General features: G+C 70.7%; 14 protein-coding genes. 11 read left to right on the forward strand and 3 right to left on the reverse strand.

The features are described from left to right. Positions 1–2 precede the first annotated feature (2 nt). The 5 genes from AXK60_RS19620 (at position 3) to AXK60_RS19640 (ending at position 5,864) form a co-directional block, all read left to right on the forward strand. Positions 3–1,052 (forward strand): MadB family AAA-type ATPase, encoded by a 1,050-nt coding sequence (locus AXK60_RS19620; protein ID WP_068573683.1) that lies wholly within the window; start codon positions 3–5, stop codon positions 1,050–1,052. Continuing rightward, on the forward strand, positions 1,039–2,544 hold the full coding sequence (madC, locus tag AXK60_RS19625; RefSeq protein WP_068573684.1) for a MadC family VWA domain-containing protein: 1,506 nt from the start codon (positions 1,039–1,041) through the stop codon (positions 2,542–2,544). Before AXK60_RS19620 ends, madC begins: the two co-directional genes overlap by 14 nt. 118 nt (positions 2,545–2,662) lie before the next feature. Continuing rightward, on the forward strand, positions 2,663–3,874 hold the full coding sequence (locus tag AXK60_RS19630; RefSeq protein ID WP_244881139.1) for an iron-containing alcohol dehydrogenase: 1,212 nt from the start codon (positions 2,663–2,665) through the stop codon (positions 3,872–3,874). Continuing rightward, positions 3,871–5,205, forward strand: a complete 1,335-nt coding sequence (locus AXK60_RS19635) for a MadS family sensor histidine kinase (RefSeq protein ID WP_068573686.1) — start codon at positions 3,871–3,873, stop codon at positions 5,203–5,205. Before AXK60_RS19630 ends, AXK60_RS19635 begins: the two co-directional genes overlap by 4 nt. Positions 5,206–5,216: 11 nt before the next feature. After that, positions 5,217–5,864: a MadR family response regulator transcription factor gene (locus tag AXK60_RS19640; protein ID WP_068573689.1), complete on the forward strand. Its 648-nt coding sequence runs from the start codon at positions 5,217–5,219 to the stop codon at positions 5,862–5,864. Positions 5,865–5,870: 6 nt separating this feature from the next. Here AXK60_RS19640 and mftM read toward each other — a convergent pair whose 3' ends face one another. Next, the gene (gene mftM, locus AXK60_RS19645; RefSeq protein WP_244881140.1) at positions 5,871–6,671 is read right to left on the reverse strand and encodes a mycofactocin oligosaccharide methyltransferase MftM; all 801 of its coding nucleotides are present in this window, start codon (positions 6,669–6,671) and stop codon (positions 5,871–5,873) included. 263 nt (positions 6,672–6,934) lie between these two features. Here mftM and AXK60_RS19650 point away from each other — a divergent pair, with 263 nt between their 5' ends. Beyond that, positions 6,935–7,480, forward strand: a complete 546-nt coding sequence (locus tag AXK60_RS19650) for a 3'-5' exoribonuclease domain-containing protein (RefSeq protein ID WP_068573693.1) — start codon at positions 6,935–6,937, stop codon at positions 7,478–7,480. Positions 7,481–7,497: 17 nt separating this feature from the next. Here the strand turns inward: AXK60_RS19650 and AXK60_RS19655 are convergent, their stop codons facing one another. Beyond that, complete coding sequence (locus tag AXK60_RS19655; RefSeq protein ID WP_068573694.1) at positions 7,498–9,033, reverse strand: ABC-F family ATP-binding cassette domain-containing protein; 1,536 nt, start codon at positions 9,031–9,033, stop codon at positions 7,498–7,500. A gap of 442 nt (positions 9,034–9,475) precedes the next feature. On the opposite strand from AXK60_RS19655, the gene AXK60_RS19660 reads away from it, so the two are divergent. Further along, positions 9,476–10,807: an ROK family transcriptional regulator gene (locus tag AXK60_RS19660; RefSeq protein WP_082778136.1), complete on the forward strand. Its 1,332-nt coding sequence runs from the start codon at positions 9,476–9,478 to the stop codon at positions 10,805–10,807. Positions 10,808–10,811: 4 nt separating this feature from the next. On the opposite strand, the gene AXK60_RS19665 is transcribed toward AXK60_RS19660, so the two are convergent. Continuing rightward, entirely contained in the window at positions 10,812–12,032 is a 1,221-nt protein-coding gene (locus AXK60_RS19665; protein WP_139058050.1) for a DUF7373 family lipoprotein, read from the reverse strand. 492 nt (positions 12,033–12,524) lie between these two features. On the opposite strand from AXK60_RS19665, the gene AXK60_RS19670 reads away from it, so the two are divergent. From AXK60_RS19670 to eccB, 4 genes are read left to right on the forward strand one after another with little or no spacing between them, the layout of a single operon-like run. Beyond that, on the forward strand, positions 12,525–12,830 hold the full coding sequence (locus AXK60_RS19670; RefSeq protein WP_068573697.1) for a hypothetical protein: 306 nt from the start codon (positions 12,525–12,527) through the stop codon (positions 12,828–12,830). Between the two features lie 54 nt (positions 12,831–12,884). Beyond that, positions 12,885–16,334 carry a hypothetical protein gene (locus AXK60_RS19675; protein ID WP_068573699.1) on the forward strand — a complete coding sequence of 1,150 codons (3,450 nt, stop codon included), beginning with the start codon at positions 12,885–12,887 and terminating at the stop codon, positions 16,332–16,334. Then, positions 16,331–18,262 carry an AAA family ATPase gene (locus AXK60_RS19680; protein WP_068573701.1) on the forward strand — a complete coding sequence of 644 codons (1,932 nt, stop codon included), beginning with the start codon at positions 16,331–16,333 and terminating at the stop codon, positions 18,260–18,262. The genes AXK60_RS19675 and AXK60_RS19680 overlap by 4 nt, the downstream gene beginning before the upstream one ends. After that, on the forward strand, positions 18,255–19,856 hold the full coding sequence (eccB, locus tag AXK60_RS19685; RefSeq protein ID WP_068573703.1) for a type VII secretion protein EccB: 1,602 nt from the start codon (positions 18,255–18,257) through the stop codon (positions 19,854–19,856). The genes AXK60_RS19680 and eccB overlap by 8 nt, the downstream gene beginning before the upstream one ends.

Consider the following 19,856-nt stretch of genomic DNA (forward strand, 5'->3'; position numbering starts at 1 on the left):
AGATGACTACCGTGGCCACCGAACGGACGAACACACCGCAATTCGCGGACGGTGCCGCCCTGCGCGACGCCCTCCGCGGGAGCGACTACATCGCGGACGACGACCTGGCCACGGTGGTCCATCTCGCAACGGTGCTCGACCGCCCGTTGCTCCTGGAGGGGCCGGCGGGCGTCGGGAAGACGGAGCTGGCCAAGACTCTGGCGGAGGTATCGGGGCGGCGGCTGATCCGGCTGCAGTGCCACGAGGGACTCGACGACAGCCGGGCCCTGTACGAGTGGGACTACGCCCGCCAGCTCCTGCACGTGCAGATGCTGCGGGACCGGATCGGTGTCGAACTCGCGGACTTCGACACCCTCGCCGAGGCCTCCGCCCACCTGGCGACGCAGGATTTCGGCCTGTACTCCGAGGCCTTCCTCGCCGCCCGGCCGCTGCTCGCCGCGATCCTCTCCGAGGAGCCGGTGGTGCTGCTGGTCGACGAGGTGGACCGTACCGAGGAGTCGATGGAGGCCCTGCTGCTCGAGGTGCTCGCGGAGAACCAGGTGACGGTTCCCGAGGTGGGAACCTTCACCGCCCGCACTCGGCCGTGGGTCATCCTGACCTCCAACGACACCCGTGAGTTGAGCGCCGCCCTCAAGAGGCGGTGCCTGCACTACCACCTGGGCTACCCCAGTCCGGAACGCGAGCGGGAGATCGTGGGCGCCCGGGCACCCGAGGTCGAGTCCGCGGCGGTCGCGGAGGTGGTGGAGCTCGCGGGCCACCTGCGCACGCTTCCGCTGCGCAAGAGCCCGTCGACCTCGGAGGTGATCGACGCGGCGCGGATCGCGGCCGTGCTCGCGGCCACGGGGCGCAGCACCGCCGACTCGTCGGAGCTGCTGTACGCGGCGCTGCTCAAGTACTCCTCCGATGTCGACCTCGTCCACGGCCGCGGGGCGCCGGCGCGGGCGCCGGAGGACGACCGCGCCGTACCCCGCCCGACGGTGGCCGCGAGCCCGGCCAACACCACCACCAATGTCTTTCGGGGACACGGCGGTAAGGGCCATGGCCGGAGCTGAGCTCCCGCGCACCGGTGGGGCCGGCGTCCTCGATGTGGTCGCCGCGGCCTTCGGCATGCTCCTGCGGGTGCACGGCGTGAGCGCCTCGCCGGCGGAGGTGATCGAGGTACGCCGGGTGCTGGGAATGCTCGGTGCGCGCGACAAGCCCCGGCTCGCCGCGGGACTGCGCGCCACCTGCGTGAAGTACTCCCATGAGAACGCCGGGTTCGACAGCGCGTTCGCCGCGCTCTTCGACAGAGTCGCCGGACCTGCCGAGGACGAGGAGCGCGACCCGGCGCGCGCGGGGCTCACCGGTGCCCTGCCCGAGGACCTGGAGCTCGCGGAGGACGCGGAACTGGGCCGCTACGCCGACTACAACGAGCGCGCCGCCGAGGTCGGCGAACTGTTCGACACGCCGGACGCGGAGAAGGGCTTCAACCCGCACAAGGACGACGACGACTTCTCCGTCACGGCCGCCGACGAGAGCCTGTCGGTCAACGGCTCCGACGACAGCGGACGGCGCGGGGTGAGCTACACCCTGGACGTCGACCGCGCGGGTGCCTCCGAGGTCGGCGGCCTGTCCGACGGTGCCACCGTCTCCGCCTCGGGGACGCTCACGTGGGACGATCCCGCGTCGATCCTGGCCTGGCTCGACGCCTACGACCCGAACAGCCTCTACTCCGACAGCGGCGCCGAGGAACTCACCCAGGCGCAGGCCGAGCGGCTCGCCGCCGCGCTCGCGTCCTTCGTCGGTGCGCTCGCCGAGGTCGGCACCCCGGCACCCGGCGCGCCGGGCAGCGCGGAGTCCCGCTCGCATGCGGAGCTGGAGCTGGCTGTGCACGAGGTCCTGCGCCGGATGCGCGGGGCACCGCGGGAACGGGTGCGCTATCACGGGCACGGTCGGCTGGACATGCGCGCCACCTCGCGCGCGGCCCTGGGCACGGACGGGGTGCCCTTCCGGCTGGCGACCCGGGTGCCGCGGCCCGATCGGCTGCGGGTGCTGATCCTGGCCGATGTCTCGTTGTCCGTGCGGCCGGTCACCGCCTTCGCCCTGCGCATGGCGCAGGCGATCCGGCGCCGCACCAGTCGGTGCGAGGTGTTCGCGTTCGTCGACCATCCCGTCGACGTGACCGACGCGCTGCTCGCCGGGACCGGGGACGAGGCCCTGGCCCGGGTGCTCGCCGATCCCGAGATCGATCTGGAGGCGTCGAGCGACTACGGGCAGGTGTTCTCCGAGCTCCTCGCAGCGCCCACGGCACTGGGCAAGCGGACCTCGGTGCTCATCGTCGGCGACGGCCGCTCGGGCGGTCGGCCCGACGGTGCCGAGGACCTCGCCGAGCTGCGCCGGCGCGTGCACCGTCTGGCCTGGGTCACCCCGGAATCCGAGCGGTACTGGGCCCAGGCCACCTGCGCGATGACGCAGTACCGCGAACACTGCGACGGTGTGGTGGTCGCCCGCGACGCCGATCAGCTGATCGAGCGCGCCCGCGACCTCGGCAACGCACTTCGGTGAGGCCCGCACGAGCGGGCGCCTGCCTGATCGGGCAGGTGCCCGCCCGTGCCGACGGGCAGCCCTGAAACTCCTCCGTGCTTGTAGCATGAGTCGCAACGTTCTCGTTGAGGAGCAGCCCGTGACATACCTCGACAGCCGCACGTCCGGCGACCGCTCCGTGCCGCTGATCGGCCGCGAGGTACCGCGCACCGTGAAGTTCCACGCTCCCGAGATCGTCTTCGGCGTCGGCGCGCTCGGTGAGGCGGCGCACGCGGCCGCCCGGTTGGGGGCCGTGCGACCGCTCCTGGTCACCGACCCCGGCCTGATCGAAGCGGGTTGGGTGGCCGAACTCGCCGAGCACCTGCGCGAGGCCGGCCTGCGTCCGCACGTCTTCAGCGAGGTCACGCCGAACCCCAAGGACCACGAGGTGGCCGCTGGCTTCGAGCAGTACGCCGCCGAGCGGTGCGATGTGATCATCGGGATCGGCGGGGGCTCGGCGATGGACGCGGCGAAGGGCGTCGCCATCCTGGCCAGCAACGGGGGCGACATCCTCGACTACATCGGCGTCGACCGGGTGACCCGCCCGATACCGCCGACGGTGATGGTGCCCACTACCGCGGGCACCGGCGCGGACGTCTCCCAGTTCTGCATCGTCACCGATACCGCGCGGGCCGTGAAGGTGACCATCCTCGGCCGGACCCTGGTCCCGGACGTCACCGTGATCGACCCGCGACTGCTCACCACCATGCCGCGGTGGCTCGCCGCCGCCAGTGGGCTCGATGCGCTCACCCACGGGGTCGAGGCGTACGTCTCGCTCGCGCACAACCCGCTCACCGACCACCACGCGTTGCGCGCCGTCGGCCTGGTCTCCGAGTCGCTCGCGGAGAGCATGGCGCACCCCACCCGCATGTCCGACCGGCTCGTCATGGCCCAGGCCAGCCTGGAGGCGGGCATGGCCTTCACCAATGCCATCCTCGGTGCGGCGCATGCGATGAGTCATCAGGTCGGTGGGCTGCTGGACAAGCCGCACGGCGTGATCAACGGCATCCTGCTGCCGCACGTGATCCGGTTCAACGCCGAGATCGACCCCCACCCGTACGTCGCGATCGCCGCCGGAATGGGGTTGCCCGAGCAACACGCGCCGGCCGCTGAGGCGGCGGCAGCCGTCGCCGACCGCGTCGAGGCGCTCGCCCGTGAGGTCGGCGGGCCCCGCGGCCTGTCCGAGCTGGGGGTCCCCGAGGAGGTCCTGTCGCGCCTGGCGGCGCAGAGCCTGCGGGACTCGTGCATGGCCACCAACCCGCGGTCGGCCACCGTCGACGAGATGACCGCGCTGTTCCGGGCGGCGATGTGACCGCGGAATCGGACCTGGCCGCGCTCACCGGACTCCGGTCGGGCAAGAGCTCCTTCTACCCGCAGTACCGCGGGGCGCAGGAGCGGGCCGAGCGGGTCCTGCACGCCCTGGACCTGATCGCCGGTGCGCTGGTGCGCACGGTCGACGGTCCGGAGACGGTGGTCAGCTCCGCTGCGCAGGCCGCCCGCGAACACCTGCAGGCCGACTGGGTGGTCTTCGCGCTCACCGAGGGCAGCCTCGCCGCGGCCGGCCTGCGGCGCTTGGTACTGGGTCCGGACGGCATCCCGTTCCTGGTGGGCCGGGTGACGGGGCCGCCGCTGCCCTACGAGGTGACCGAATGCCTCGAGCGGATCCGCAACGCGGACACGGTGACCGGGGAGTCGGTGCTGCAGGGCCGGCACGCGTACGTTCCGCTGGTGCTCGACGGCACGGTGGTCGGGGCGATCGCCGCCTGGACCCCGGTGGGGCGTGAGCTCGACGGGACCGATGCCGCGGTCCTGAACATCCTGGCCAGTCAGACGGCCGTGGCACTGCACAACGCCTCGCTGTACGAGGGCATCACCACGCTGCTCGATCGGTCCGAGCAGGCCCACGCGCAGCTGCGCCGCACGGCCGCGGACCTCGCGGTGCGCAACGCCGAGCTCACGGGGATGCAACGCGAACTCGGGGCGGTGCAACGGCACCGTGCGCTCGACGACGAGCGGCACCGGATCGCCCGGGAGCTGCACGACAGTGTGACCCAGGCGGTGCTGTCGGCGGGCATGCAGATCGAGGTGTGTCGCAGTGAGATCCCCGACGCCGAGCGCGCCGAGCGGCTGGATCTGGCGAAGGAGATGACCCGCCGGGCCGTGGAGCAGTTGCGCTCCGCCATCTACACCCTCAACAACAGCTCGGACCGGCACACGGACGGACTGCCCGAGATGCTGCGCCAGCTGGGCGTGGTGCACGAACCGGACGAGCTGAAGGTCGCCGTACGGGTGCGGGGCGAGATCAGGGAGCTGTCGGCGGCGGTCGAGCACGCGCTGCTGCGGATCGCGGGCGAGGCCCTGTTCAACGTGGCCGTGCACGCGGGCGCCGAGCGCGCCACGGTGACGCTGCGCTACGGAAGCGGGCACGTCGACCTCGCGGTGGACGACGACGGTGCCGGCGACCCCGCCGTGCTCCGGGAGCGGTTGCGCACGAGCCTCGGGCGGGACGTCGATGGGCACGGCCGGGGGCTGGCGAACATGGCCGATCGGGCGGCGGAATGCGGCGGGAGCCTTGCCATCCGGCGCTCGCGGCTGCACGGGATCCGCATCCAGGTGACACTGCCGGTCGAGGAGGCCTCGTGAATGGGGAAACGATGAGGACATCCGTCGACTCGCGCATCGTGCTGGTGGACGATCACGCGATCCTCCGGCAGGGGCTGCGTTCGATCCTCGAACGCGAACCCGATCTGGAGGTGGTGGGCGAGGCCGCCACCCCGGCCGAGGCCCGGGTGGTGGCGGACTCGATCCGCCCGAACGTGATGGTGATCGATCTCAAGCTCTCGGGCGGATCCGAGCTGGAGGGCCTCTCGCTCTGTCGGGAGCTCTCGGCGGCGCACCCCGAGATCGGGCTGCTGGTGCTCACCACCTTCCTGGACGAGCGGCTGGTGGTCGAGGCGGTGCACGCCGGTGCACGCGGCTACGTGGTCAAGGACGTCGACACCCGGGAGTTGGTGAGCGCCATCCGGTCCGTGACCCGCGGACAGAGCGCCTTCGACTCCCGCACCGCCGTCGCGGTGGTGCAGACCCTGGCGAACGGGCGGCCGACCGACGACGAACTCACCGCTCGGGAGCTCGAGGTGCTGCGGCTGCTGGCGAAGGGCAACTCCAACAACGGAATCGGGGAGCAACTCTTCATCTCGCCGACGACGGTGAAGTTCCACGTGAGCAATGTGCTGCGCAAGCTGGGCGCCAGTCGTCGCGCCGAGGCGGCGTACGAGGCGAGCAAGCGGGGCATCATCTAGAGGCATCTAGAGGTCGATGACGAGCCACGCCCCGTGGTGTTCGAAGCTGCGGCAGCGCAGTCCACGGTCCGCGACCAGGGCGTGCAGGCCGTCGACGGTGAACGTGCTCACATGCCCGAAGCGGGTGTCCGGCTCCTCCTCGATCGGGACCGCGATGATCACCCGTTCGCGGGCTAGGCGCAGGGCCTCGTCGACCACGGCGGTACCGGCCTCGGGTGACACGTGCTCGAGCAGGTGCAGGACGGAGACGGTGTCGGCGTAGCGGTCCGGCAGCCCGGTGTTGGTCGCGTCGGCCACACGCGTGCACAGCGGGATCTCGATCTCCCGCGCGACAGTGTCAAGGAGCGTCATGGTCCCGGCGCACAGATCGGTGGCCGTCACCTGCATCCCTGATCGCGCGGCCCGCAGCGCGAAGAATCCGAAGCAACTACCGAGGTCCAGCAGCGAATCCCCCACCAGGAGTTCGGCGGCGGTCGCGTGCACCGGCGCGAAGTCGGCGGCGCCGGACTCCAGGTCGGCCATCGAGTTGCGGTAGTACTGGACCCACGCTCGGGTTGCGTCGGGAACGGTGGTGCGGACCACGCCGACCAACATGCGCTCGAACTCCTCGACCGCGCACGGCCCGGCCTCCGCGGCGATGCGCAACGCCAGGGAGTCCCGCAGGTCGTTCGGGGCGAGACGGTGCTGCACGGCCCAGCCGCGCTCGTTGCGACGGACCGAGAGGGCCCGGCCGCGTCGGACGCGGGAGACGTGGACCCCGCCGTCCGACCACCGGCGGCCCGAACCCGCTGCGAGAGCATCGATCATGCTCATCAACTCTATGGATGCCGGGAGCCGGCCGGATCCGCCGGACGGGGTGGGTCCTGCCCACCCGATCGGACGGGTACCCCGGGACTCGGGTCCGTTGACCAGCGTTGATGTGGACGGTGGTGCTGGCAGCGAAGAGCTCGCCTGTGACAAGATGCTCGGCATGATCGATACGTGGCACGTCTGGTCGCGTTGCGCCGTGACCTGCGACGTCGCCCGATAGGACGCGACGGTTGCAGCGCTTCCGTCGATGGGCGGGCCGGGTGGAGCGCCCGCACGCCGATGAACAGGACTCCCGCCGCGATAGCCGGTACTTTTACGACACCGAATTCCATTGGGACGGTGTCAGTATCCGGCTGGTGTCGATCGCCGTGGTGTCCGACACCGGCCGCGAGTTCTACGAGCACTCGGACCAGTACGACCGGGTGCGGGCGGCTGCCGACCCCTTTCTGGCCGAGCACGTGCTACCGGCCGTCGCAGGGATGCCACGTCGCAGCGATGCCGAACTACGCGCGCGCCTGGACGAGTTCCTCCTGCCGCGCCCCACGGTGCTCTGGGCGGATTTCGGCGCGTGGGATCAGGTGGCGCTCATGCAGATCTGGGGCAATATGGCGCAGCAGCCGGGGTGGCTGCCGATGAGCACACGCAATGTGCGGGAGTACGCGCTCCTGCTCGGTCAACGGCTACCCGGCTACCCGGCACGACGACACGACGCCCTGGTGGACGCGCGCCACGTGAGAAGGATGTTCCACCTCATCGAGGGTCGCCTCGACGAGGTGGAGGAGGCGGCCCGCAGAGGTGGTTCCTGAGCCCTCCCCCGCGACCTTCAGCGCCCGATCTCGACCTCGCGAGTCTGGTTCAGTAGGTCCAGGAAGGCCCGGTCGTGCGAGACGATCACGAGCGCGCCCGCCCACGCCCGCAACGCCTCCACCAGCAGTTCCACCGACGGGACATCGAGGTTGTTAGTGGGCTCGTCCAGTGCCAGGAGCGACGGTGCCGGATCCCCCAGCAGGGCGATCGCCAGCGCGAGCCGCAGCCGCTCGCCGCCGCTGAGCGTGTTCACGATCCGCTCCGACTGCCTACCGCGGAACAGCATCCGGGCCAGCGCGGCGTGCGCGTGCTGCGCGTCGAGGTCCGGGTGCGCGTCGCGGACCGCGTCGAGCAGCGAGCCCTCCTCGGTCGGGCCGAACCGCACGTCCTGCGGGACGTAGCCGATCACCGTCGGCGGCTCGGCCTCGCGGGCGGCGGCGATGGCGCGCCGCAGCACCGTCGTCTTGCCCGCCCCGTTGGGACCGATCAGCGCGATCCGCTCCGGGCCGGTGACCTGCAGCGGACCGTCGGACAGCTGGGTGCGGTGCAGACCCGGACCGGGCTCGGGCATGGCGATCCGGACGGCGCGGTCGTCGCGGACGCCCTCCCGCGCGGAGTCCAGGGCGTCCCGGGCTGAGTCGACGCGGCCCTCGTGCAGGACGCGGTGCTTGCCCGCCGATACCTCCGCCTTCTGCTTGAGCAGACCCGCGAGGATCGGCGGCACGCGCTTCTCGGCTTCGGCCTTGTCGGCGTAGCGCTTGCGGCGATCGAGCTTCGTCCGCGCCTCGATCAGGTCCCGCTGCTGCGCCTTGAGATCGCCCTTGGCGGTAGTCACAGCCTGCTCCGCGGACGCCTGCTCGGCGTCGAGCACCTCGCGGTAGTGCGAGTAGGGCCCGCCGAACACGCGGACGGAGCCGCGGTACAGCTCGACGGTGCTGTCCATCTTCTCGAGCAGCGTGAGGTCGTGGCTGACCACGACCGCGGTGCCGCCGAACCGATCGAGCGCGTCGGTGAGCAGGCCGCGGGCCCGCTGGTCGAGGTTGTTGGTCGGCTCGTCGAGGAGCAGGGTGTCGGGCCGGCGCAGCAGCTGCCCGGCGATGGCCAGGAGGGTGGCCTCGCCGCCGGACAGCGTCCCGACGGTGCGGTCCAGGGCCCCGAGCCGCAGGCTCAGGCCGTCGAGGACGGCGGTCGCGCGCTCTTCGACGTCCCAGTCGTCTCCGAGGGCGTCGAAGTCCTCGGGCTCGGCCGAGCCGCCCTCGATACGGCGCAGCGCGGCGACGGTGCCGCCGATGCCGAGTGCGTCGGCGAGCGTGTCCTCCGGCTGCGCCTGCGGGTGCTGGGGCACGTACCCGACGACCCCGGTGCCGCTCACCGAACCGGCGGTCGGGGTGATCCGGCCTGCGAGGATGCGCAGCATCGTGCTCTTGCCGGCGCCGTTGGCACCGACCAGGGCGGCGTGACCTGCGGGGATGGTGAAGCTGAGGTCGTCGAACACTTTCGTGCCGTCGGGCCAGCGCAGGGAGAGTGCGGAGACAGCGAGAGAGGTAGCCATGAATGCTCCTTGAGGTCCATCGGGGCGCGGCACGGCGGGTGAGGCGGGTGCGCGAAGAACAGGTCCGGGGACGTCTCAGGAGAGCATGGCGTCGAGTGTAGACAACAGTGCGTGCGCTTCGCATCCTGTTTTCGAGGTCCCGGAGATGTGATCTGCGTCCCATTGGCGGTCGTGGCGCTTGTGCGGCGCGAGGTGTGTGGTGCTAGTTTCAAGGCATGTCCGGGAGTCTTGAGGCCCATCTGCGCGTCGGTTATGAGACCGTCGCGCTGGGTTGCCGTCTCCCCATGGTTCGCGTGCACTGTCGAATGTGTTGCTGCTGAGCGTTTCCGCTCGCACTCCCTCCGACCCGTCGATCGGGTCGAGTCGTTCGACAACTCCATCTTCACGTCTGCGCCCGGGGTGAATCCCGGAGGTCGCGGCGTACGCACACCTTCGAGGAACCATGACCGTCGTTGATCTTCCCCCCGTTTCCCCTGTTTCGACCCGCACCGCGCCGGCGCGCGCCCCCCAGGTCCGCCCGGCGGCGGCTCGCACGACACGGCCCCGCAACCCCCTCGCCCGTCCGGCCGGGATCGAACGGCAGGCGCGACCGGCCGCCCCGGCGCGCGTCTTCGCCCCGCAGCTGCGGGTCTCGGAGAAGCCGGCGGCGGCGGTGCTACGAGTGATCCGTCGCGGCGGCCTCGTGCTGCGCGATGAGATCGCCCGCGAGACCCAGCTCTCCGCCGCCACCGTGAACCGTCAGGTCACCGCGCTGATCGAGGCCGGCCTGGTGCGCGAGCGCGCCGACCGTGCTGCGAGCGGCGTCGTCGGCCGTCCGCGTCTCCCGCTCGAGGTGGACCCGAACGGCCCTCTCGCCCTGGGCATCCACATCGGGTTCCGGGTGAGCACGGTGACGATGCACGACGTGGCGGGCAAGGTCGTGGGTGCCATTCAGATCCCGACGCCCGAGAGCGGCGAGCCGGGTGAGGTGCTGTCGGTGATCGCCACGAGTGCCCGACGGTTCCTGGCTCGCTGGGACGGACGTACCGTTCTGGGTGCCGGTATCGCGATCGGCGGTCGCGTCGACGATCGCGGCGTGGTCGCCGACCACCCGCGCCTCGGCTGGAAGGACGTCGCACTGGGAGAGCGTCTTTCGGGCGCGATCGGTCTGCCGGTGACGGTGGCCCCGCACGTGGAGGCGATGGCCGCCGCCGAGTTGCACCTCTCGGAGGAGTACGAGTCGCAGGGGTCGACGCTGTACGTCTACGGTCGCGAGACCGTGGGTGTGGCGCTGGCGCTGCACGGCGCGGTGCACTCGCCGAAGTCGGGGCCGCACACCATCGGCCACCTGCCGACCCGCAACGTGGAGCTGCTGGATCCTCAGCGCACCGGCCGGCTCGAGGACGCCGTCACCGACACCGCCGTCGTGGATGCCGCACGGGCGCAGAAGCTTCCGGTCCGCACGATCGCCGATCTGCACAAGCTCGCCGAGGCCGGCGATGAGACGGCGCGGGCGATCGTCGCCGAGCGCGGCCGTGTTCTGGGTGAGGCGGCGGCTCTCGTCGCGGACATCTTCAACCCCGACCGCCTGATCCTGGGCGGCCAGGCGTTCACCGACCACACCGCGATCCTGCCGCACGTCTCGGCCGCGTTGAAGGCCACCTCGGCCGAGCCCGGCCGGGCGGTGCGGGTCAGTGGTGCGGGTGGTCGCGTCCAGCAGCAGGCCGCCGGCGCCGCTGCGCTCGACGGTGTCTACACGGATCCGCTCGGTGCCGTGTCGCGCGTGACGGCGTAGCCAGCTACTTCGCGTCCTTCGCCATGAGGTAGCTCGCGGCGGCCTGCTGGTGGGCTTGGGTCAGTGTGCTGACCGCGTCCGTCGTGATGAAGTAGCGTCCTCGTGCGAGACTGCACGCGTAGGCCTTCCGCGCGTCCCCGGTGGCCCGCGTGACGAAGGATGTGCAGGACGCGTCTTTGACGCCGGCCGGTGGGGCTTCTCTGGCCGAGCCGCCCTCGGTCTGCGGCTCGGCGGACGCGTCGTTCGACTGGTCCAGGAGGTAGCGCGCGTCCGCGGCGCTGCGGGTTCGATGCACGACGCTTCCGGCGGCGCCGATGAGGTCGACACCGGCGCGCTCGTACTTCGTCATCGACGAGGTCCACCGGCCGTTGGCGGAGTTCGCGTAGGCGCGGGGCGTCAGGTATCCCACGCTCGGACGCTCACCGTCCGGCATCGTCGGCGTGCCGTCGATGGTCAGGGACATGATCCCGTCGCGGTCCGGCGGGAGCCCGAGCATATCGGTCGCCGACACGGTGATCTTCGCGAGCTCGGGCACCTGGAGAGCGAGCCACCGCTCCGCCAACTGCTGTGCGGTTCCGACGGGTACTGAGGACGTGAACCCGACGCCGAGCAGGTAGTCGTTCACCGGCACCCACCACACCGTGGGAAGAGCCACGGTGGTGATCGGTGGACCGGTGAACGCATCGGGATGGTTGTCCAACGCGTGCTGGGGGCCCACCGCACCCGGGTCGTTCCGAAGCCCGTCGGCCGCTTTCCGCGCGTTGTCGGTTGTTCGATACCGCAGAACGATCGTGGACATTCCGGAGGTCGAATCGCTCGTCCGACCGACTGCGTCGGTTTGCCGGGCCGAGATCGCGCCGCCGACGAACGTATCCCCGCCCGACTGGAGTGCGATCGCCTGAGAGATGCCGAACTGAAAGGTCAGCGCGGTGATCGAGGCGAAGACGGGAGTCCGGGCGTTGTTGGACAGCCAGTCGTAGGACTTGTCGACCTCGGCCGGGGAGATGAGGTGGGCCGAGAGCTCGTAGCTGCTCTGCACCCGGCGATCGTCCCGCTCGGTCCGAGACGAGACGAGACGGGGGCTCGTCGGGTAGCCGCCGGTGTCGAGCCGGACGGCCGCGCTCGGGTCGGGCTGTGCGGTCCCGGCGATCGTCGACGAGCACCCGGTGACCGCGAGGACGGTCGCCGTGCCCACCCCGATGAGCGTGCCTCGAATTCCCCTCATGTCGGACAGCATCGCACGGGCCCGGGTCGTGTTCGCCACGGAGTCATCGGCGGTTCGGCGCTGCAGCGATCCCGAATGGATTGCCAACGTGAATTCATCAGACTCGGTGCGGTGGAAAACAAAAGAGAGTCCGCGTGTGTGGGCGTTGTTGTCCGTCGCGGGGGAGCGTAGCGGGAAATGTCTTTTCCGACAGCGTCTTACCGTGGGCTCCTGTCCGCATCGATTCGCTCCGGCGATCGTTGGTCGGGTGAATTGCGAAGGTTGCCGTGGGTTGGGTCGGGATCGGTTACCGCCTGCGTGGTCGACCAGGGCGCATTGTCCGACAACCAGCATTGTCGCGAGCTGTCGTGCAGGGCCTGACCAGGCGATCTTGCGGTAGCAAAAGCGATAGTTCAGAAAAGTGCAGTTGCAATGCGAGTGGTACATTCTTTTGCGACAACGAATTCGGACGGCGCTTCGGTGCCGTCTGTGCTGGCAGGACGGGAGGGTGGCATGGGTTCCGAACAGGACGGCGATGCGAACCTCGGCCAGAGCGCTGGAGCCCGCGCCATCGAAGCGCGCGCGGCCATCGCGACGGCTCAGTTGCGATCGACGGTGAAGTCGATCAGTTCCTCTGTGGGCTCCACCAGTGCACACGGAGAACGGATCGTCGAGACCATCGACGACCTCATCGACGATGTCGTACCCGAGCTCGAGGCCGCTGAGGCGCTGACCGCTGCGCAGGCGTCGGGTCGAGCCACGGCGTCGCGCCCGTCGGTGTGGGTGTCCGCCCAGCAGAAGGTCGGTGCTCCGTCGTGAGCATCCGGTTCGCTGCGGCCTCCGCGCCGCGCACGACCTGAATGAGGATTCGTTGTGATCGATCGCCCTGATACCCCCCACGCCGATGTCCTCCTCGAAGGCATCTGGGAAGACGAGGTGACCCCGGACGACCTGGCGTCGCGGGCGTTGTCCGCTGCGCAGGCGTCCTCCTACGCCTTCCGCGTCGCGAGCGAGGGGACCACGGCGACCGCTCAGCTCGGCGAGGTCGACGTCTCGGAGTTCCTCGAGTCCGAGACTGGCAAGTGGGCGCAGGGCTTCATCGGGATCGTCAGGGTCGGCGAGTCGCTCGTGCACGTCTCGCACGCGCTCGGCGAGTTGGCGCGCAGCCTGCAGCAGGTGAACCTGGAGCAGTCCGAGATCGTCTACCAGGTCGAGGCCGACATCGAGGCCGCACAGCGGCAGTCCGCCGTCGCCGGGATCGACCCCGCCGAGCGGATCGCCGAGCTCATCGCGATCGCCCGGGCGCGCGCCAGCGAGGTCGCCGACAAGATGCCGACCCCGGAGCAGTCCACCACGAAGAAGAAGCCCGCCGTCGGTCTGGTCAGCGGGTTCATGGCCTTCGGTCGCGTGCCCGGCACCAGCACCGAGTCCGTCGAACGCAACGGGCGCGTCGCGCGCAACGGGCACGCCCGGAACGGCGAGGCACGCAACGGTTACGCGGTGCGCGACGCCCGCGCCGGACAGAACGGACACACTGAGCGGAACGGTCACGCGGAGTCCGCGGAGACGCCCCCGATCAACGGCCATGCGGCTGCAGAGACCTCCCGCATCAACGGGACCAACGGCCACGACGCGACGGTCGACGAAGCGCCGATGACGGCCGCAGTAGCCGCCGTCGAGCAGGAGGCCGTGGTCACCGTCGAAGAGGACGCCGCCGCCGCGGCGCAGGACGCCTTCGCGAACTCGGGCGACGAGACCACGATGGTCTACGGCTTCATGGCCTTCGGTCGGACGCCGTCGACCACGGTGCACCAGGAGCCGAGTGCCGCTGAGCCTGCCGAGAGCGCTGAGGCCGAGGAGTTCGACGCTCCGCCGGTCTCGGATCCCGCATCCCCGGAGGCCGCCGATGCGACCGACGCCGATGGTGACGCGCCCGATTCCGAGGTCGCCGCACTGGCCGACGATGAGCCCGATGCCGACGTTCGCGACGAGGCCCCGGTCTCCGAGCTCGCCGCGCCGGCTTCGGTCAACGGTTTCATCGACCTCGGCCGGGTGCCCACGGTCGGAGCGCTGCCGTCGGCGGACGGCGCGGTCGTGCCGCAGCCACTGATGAACGGCTTCCTGGCCTTCGGTCGAACGCCCGCGGTGAACGGGAACGCCACCGCATCCGTGCCCGCGGAGCCGTCGGCGGCGTCCAGCGGTCCGATCCCGATCATGCCGCAGGCGCAGTTCGTGCCGATTCCGGCACCGAGCCCCGTCGTGGACGAGGTAGCGGGACAGACGGTTGCCGAGACCGCCTCCATGCTTCCCCTGGCCGACGAGGCCGGGTCCGTTCCGGTGCCCGCAGTCGACGACGACTTCCTCTCGTTCGGGCGTGTGCCGTCCGCCGGGGCGTGGCCGGGAGCGGGCGCGGTCCCGACGGTGCCGTCGTCGCGCGATCCCGAGGTGACGGCGGCCGCCGGCGCGGCCGTGGAGATCGAGGCGGAGGCGGTTGAGATGGACGTCGAACCCCCGCAGGATGTCGACGATGCGCGCGATCTCGGTGAGGATGCTGCGGACAGGTCCGTCGATGCTGACGACGTGACCGCGGACGTCGAGCCGGAGGCTGATGACGAGCCCGTCGCTGCCGAGACCGAGGTGGACGAGGAGACCGACGCCGCTGACGTCGTGGACGGCTCCGTTGATGCTGACGACGTGACCGCAGCCGTCGAGCCCGAGGTCGGCGGCGAGTCCGTGACAGAGATCGAAGACTCCGAGGGCGACGGGGAGCCCGACGAGGGCGAGTCCGCTGATCCTGTGGAGGGTCCCGCCGAGGCTGATGACGAGATCGCGGACGTGGCCGAGATCGACGATGAGCCCGAGGTTGCCGAGGTCGAGGCGGACGAGGTTGAGCCCGTCGCTGCCGAGGCCGAGGTGGACGACGAGACCGATGTCGCCGAGGTCGTGGACGAGTCTGTCGAGGCTGATGACGACATCGCGGACGACCTGCCCGAGGCTGATGATGAGCCCGACGCTGCCCAGGCCGAGGTCGACGACGAGCCCGGACCGGACGACGAGCCTGTGGCGGACAGCGACGACGCGGCGGACGAGGACGGCCCCGTCGACGATGCGGCCGGTGCCTCTGACACGGATGTCGATTCCGCTGAGGACGACCAGGCCGAAGCCGGCGACGTGGCCCCCGCGGCCGAGCCCGATGTCGCTCCCGAGCCCGACCCCGAAGCCGTCCGGCCGCAGCGCCCGGTGCGGCAGACGGTCAAGGCGGTCAAGTTCTCCGACCTGATGAAGGCTGCGGGCAGGAGCCCCGTCGCCGCTGAGCCGGTGCCGTTCGCCGTTGCGGCGGCCGCGGATCGGCTCGCGGCACCGGAACCGCAGGCGGAGCCCGAGGAACCCGCCGCGCCCAAGGCCCCGCCGGTGCTCGCCACCGGACCGGCGATCCTGGGACGCACGGAGCCGCTGGTGCTGAAGAAGCGGTCGTCCCCCGCGGTGCAGCAGGTCCACGACGCGGTCGCCTCGATCCTCGGCTCGCTGCGCGGCTCGCCGCACGGCCCCGGTTCGGGGTTCCATTGGGCCGCAGGGCTGCTCGAGAACGACACGGAGACGATCATGGTCGTCACCACGTCGGACGCGGGTTGGCTGCCCCCGGGCGTGGTGATCCCCGCGGGCGCGCGCGTCGTCTGGAACATGCCCACCGGCTACCGCTGGGCGTCCATCGACGACCCGGTGCGCCAGCTCATGGAGTACGCCACGTTCGAGGACTACTCGCTGACGGCCGTCGCCACCACGCACCCGAGCCGGGCCTACAGCGAGGTCCTGGGCGTCGAGAACGTCGTCGGCGTCGATCGGCCGGGCAAGCTGCTCGCGGGGGGCCGTGGCAGGCTCGAGGCCACCGTCTCGCCGGCTCGGCTGCAGCACATCCGCTCGTTGAACTCGGAAGAGGCGGGCCGTCAGGCCCGGGCCCTGGTCCGCGACCTGGAGTCGGTGGCGATCGCCCCCGAACACGCGATCGGGATCGAGGCCGCCCGCCTGGATGCGCGGTGCTTCCTCGAGGCGAAGGGGGAGGTGCCGCCTCCGGTGCTCGACCAATTGCACAGGGACGAGCAGGCGCTCAGTGATGTCCTCCGCCTCGACCGCACCCCGGCTTCGGCCGAGGACCTGTTCCGCAGTGCGCCCGATGCCCGCAGGCTGCGGGACCGCATGGTGGAGCGCGCGATCGTGGTGGCCACTCTTGCCGCGGCGTACGGCGACGTCGACTCCGCTCTCTACGCATGGACGTTCGCCCGGTTCCTCGCCGGCCAGGATCAGGACTCGACTCAGGCACGATGACGACATCGAATCCCACTGCCCAGCGGTACTTCTCGCTCGGGCTGCGATCGCTCGCGGCGCGGGCGGATACGAAGGAACCGGCTCAGGCCTTCCGGCTCGCCGTCGAGGCCGACCCCACGATGTGCGATGCGTGGATGGGCCTCATGGCCGTCGACCGGACCCGACTCGGCGATCCCGCCGCCGCGCGAGGACTGCTCGATTCCGCCCGCAACTTCGGTGCGGAGCTGCGCCGCAACGGCATGGTCGTGGATCCCGCCGAGGGTGCCCTCGGGCTCAAGATCCCCGTGCAGATGGGGGTCGTCGAGCTCGGGATGCCGGTCACGGATGTGATCTACGCCCGTGCCGGTGCTGCGGTGATCCTCGCCCAGGCCGGCTTCCTCGCCGAGGCCGCGGAGGAGCTCACGCGCCTGCAGCGCGAGGTGACCGCCGACTCGCCGGCACAGCGGAACTACCTTCGCTACCTGTGGATCTGCCTACTGGGCCTCGCGCATCGCTGGCCCGAGGTCCTCTCGACGGTGTCCGACGGCCGTGAGCCGCTCTGGGTCTCTCCGGAGTCCGACGGTGCCGTCCGCTTCTGGCAGCTCGGGGTCACGGCTCTGACGGCGCGCGCCCTGGTGGGCACCGGCGACGCACATCAGGCGCTGTCCGCGACCAGGACCGCGCTCGCGTCGGAGGACTTCAAACTCGTGCAGGCCAGCCTGATCGTCACGCAGGCGTACGCCCTGCGTGCCACGGGCGACGAGGAGGGCGCCGTAAAACTGGTGCGCGACGCCCGCGCCTGGATCTCCCACCGCGCAGACCTGGACCACGCGGCCGCCGGGCTGTCGCTGGAAGTGGTCACCGCGCAGTCGATGAAGACCCGCAGTGACCCGTGGAACCCGTCGTCCGGCACCACCGCGCAGGAGATCGAGCAGGAGACACTGGACCGGCAGCGCGATGTGGTCCTCGCCGACGCGTGGCGTGAGCTGGACGGGCTCGTGGGCAGCCCCGACGTGAAGTCGCAGATCCGTCGTCTCGCGTCGAAGGTCGAGATGGACCGGGAGCGCAAGCTGCTCAGCGAGGAGCTCGGGGAGGAGTACAGCGAGGAGGAGATGCGCCTGTCGGCGATCATCACCGGCCCGCCCGGCACCGGCAAGACGACCGGCGTGCGGATCCTCGCGAAGCTGTACTACGGCCTCGGCGTGATCGCCCGTCCCGAGGTGTTCGAGCACCAGCCGAGCGACATGATGACGGGCTACGTGGGCCAGGCGGGTATCCGCACGAACAAGCTCATCGACGAGTCCCGGGGCGGCCTGTTCTTCCTCGACGAGGCGTACGGGCTCGTCGCCGGCGACGGCGAGGACCAGGCCTCGCGCTTCGGTCGTGAGGCGCTCGAGGTGCTGCTGGCCCGGATCGAGAACGAGGGCGACAAGCCGCTGCGCGAGAAGGTGGTCGTGGTGCTGGCCGGGTACGACGACGACATGAACCGCCTGCTGCAGGTGAACCCCGGACTGCCGCTGCGCTTCCCGACGCGGATCTCGTTCAGCTCGTTCACCCCGGACGAGCTGGTGGCGATCGCGGAGTCGGTCGCGGCCAGGAGCCGCGAGGAACTGGGGGAGGGCGTGCGCGCCTACCTCGAGGAGCACAACAAGCGGCTCGCGGAGGTCAGCGCACTGGACCTCAAGGGGCGCATGTGCTCCGGCGTGGACCTCATGTCGAACGCGCGCTTCATGCGCACCGTGATCTCGGGCGCACGGGGTTTCCGCGACTTCCGGGTGAGCGCCGTCGATCGTTCGATGCTCTCGACCGAGGAGAAGCGCGCCCTGCTGCGCACCGTAGAACTGGAGGACGTCCGGCTCGCGTACGAGGAGACCCTCCGCGTATCACCGAACTTCCCGTGGTCGGAGTGGCACTTGTTGGCGGATTGGCAGGCGGAGGCGAATGGCTGAGACGACCCCGGACCCGTCGAGCGCGAAATCTGGCCTGCAGGAGCGGGTCCGCGGTTTCCGGCTCACCTCGAAGTACCAGAAGTCGGGTGAGGCCTACCTGCAGCGCCGTAACGAGGAGGCGCTCGTCCGCCGCGACACGCGGTGGATCGACGACGTCAAGAAGTACCAGGGATCGCCCCTGTACATCGCCCTCGCCGCCGGCCTGATCGGTGTGCTGGGCTGCGTCATCGGCGCGGTGATCTTCCCCGCGGGCAAGGTCAAGGACGGCGACATCATCCAGGACAGCCAGACCGGTGCGCTGTACGTGAAGGTGGGCGACGCGCTCAGCCCGATCCCGAACGTGGTCTCGGGGCAGCTGATCATCGGCTCTCCGGCCAAGCCGGTGCAGGCGAAGTCGTCCGAGATCGAAAAGCTGCCGCGCGGACCGATGGTCGGGATTCCATACGCCCCCACGGTGATCCGCAACTCCGACAGCACCTCGTCGCGGTGGGCCGTGTGTGACACCACGGCGACCGGATCGGCCGTGCCGTTGGACCCGTCGACGGGCCTCCCGACGACCGCCACGTCGGCGGTGAAGGTCACCGTCATCGGTGGGGAACCGACGCCCGCCGACGGCACCGACGAATTGACCGGCGACCGCGCCCGACTCGTGACCTTCGACGGCCAGACCTGGCTCGTCTACGAACACGACGGCGTGGTCGGCCGTGCGCGGCTGGACCTCGGCAACTCCGCGATCCGGGAGACCCTGGGGATCTCGATCGACCAGCGCGTGATCCCCATGTCCGCGGGCCTGTTCAACGCCCTCGCGGCGCGCGAGCCCATCGACGTCCCGCCGATCAGTGACCTCGGGAAGCCGGTGCGGTTCCCCAACACCGACAAGCTGCTCGTGGGTACGACGCTGCGGGTCCCGACCGTCGACGGCGGCTGGACCTACTACGTCGCCGCGGCCGACGGCATCCAGCAGATCGGGCAGACCGCCGCCGCCGTCCTGCAGACGGTCTCGCCCGTCAAGAGCGGAGTCGTGGAGACCGAGGCGGCCAAGGCGAACCAGTGGCCCAAGGTCGGCGGCCGGATCGCGGTGGATCACTTCCCCGCCGGCAAGGTGCGGATCGAGGACACCACCGCCGACCCGGTGACGTGCCTGGCCTGGTCGCACGACGGCGACAAACCGACCGCTTCCCTGCGGGTCCTGGTCTCCAGCGGGCTGCCGCTGACCCCCGAGCAGAACGCCGCGCGGATCCCGCTGATCGGGTCCGCGGGGTCGGCGGGCACCGTCGCCGACGACGTCTACATGCCGGCGAACAGCGGCCGGTACGTGTACGCCACGGGGTCCGCGAAGGACTCGCGCGAGCACAGCGGCGAGTTCTGGATCGCCGACACCGGGATCCGCTTCGGCATCGACGATCAGGGCTCGAACGAGGTCGGGTCCACCGCCAAGGCGCTGGGCCTGCGCAACCCCGTTCCGGCGCCGTGGACCATCGTCAGCCTGCTGGCGCAGGGGCCGACGCTCTCGCAGGCGAGTGCATCCATCAAGCACGACGGCGGCGCGCAGGACCCGGTCGTCGCGAAGTTCGATCCGCGCGGCACGAAGTGA

The organism is Tsukamurella pseudospumae, from assembly GCF_001575195.1.
Classification (GTDB): domain Bacteria; phylum Actinomycetota; class Actinomycetes; order Mycobacteriales; family Mycobacteriaceae; genus Tsukamurella; species Tsukamurella pseudospumae.

What these genes read in the sequence shown, in the direction of transcription:
- eccB (WP_068573703.1), top strand. Translation starts at nt 18,255, where the DNA reads ATGGCTGAGACGACCCCGGACCCGTCGAGCGCGAAATCTGGCCTGCAG.
- AXK60_RS19620 (WP_068573683.1), top strand. Translation starts at nt 3, where the DNA reads ATGACTACCGTGGCCACCGAACGGACGAACACACCGCAATTCGCGGAC.
- AXK60_RS19640 (WP_068573689.1), top strand. Translation starts at nt 5,217, where the DNA reads ATGAGGACATCCGTCGACTCGCGCATCGTGCTGGTGGACGATCACGCG.
- AXK60_RS19680 (WP_068573701.1), top strand. Translation starts at nt 16,331, where the DNA reads ATGACGACATCGAATCCCACTGCCCAGCGGTACTTCTCGCTCGGGCTG.
- AXK60_RS19655 (WP_068573694.1), bottom strand. Translation starts at nt 9,033, where the DNA reads ATGGCTACCTCTCTCGCTGTCTCCGCACTCTCCCTGCGCTGGCCCGAC.
- madC (WP_068573684.1), top strand. Translation starts at nt 1,039, where the DNA reads ATGGCCGGAGCTGAGCTCCCGCGCACCGGTGGGGCCGGCGTCCTCGAT.
- mftM (WP_244881140.1), bottom strand. Translation starts at nt 6,671, where the DNA reads ATGATCGATGCTCTCGCAGCGGGTTCGGGCCGCCGGTGGTCGGACGGC.
- AXK60_RS19670 (WP_068573697.1), top strand. Translation starts at nt 12,525, where the DNA reads ATGGGTTCCGAACAGGACGGCGATGCGAACCTCGGCCAGAGCGCTGGA.
- AXK60_RS19665 (WP_139058050.1), bottom strand. Translation starts at nt 12,032, where the DNA reads ATGAGGGGAATTCGAGGCACGCTCATCGGGGTGGGCACGGCGACCGTC.
- AXK60_RS19660 (WP_082778136.1), top strand. Translation starts at nt 9,476, where the DNA reads ATGACCGTCGTTGATCTTCCCCCCGTTTCCCCTGTTTCGACCCGCACC.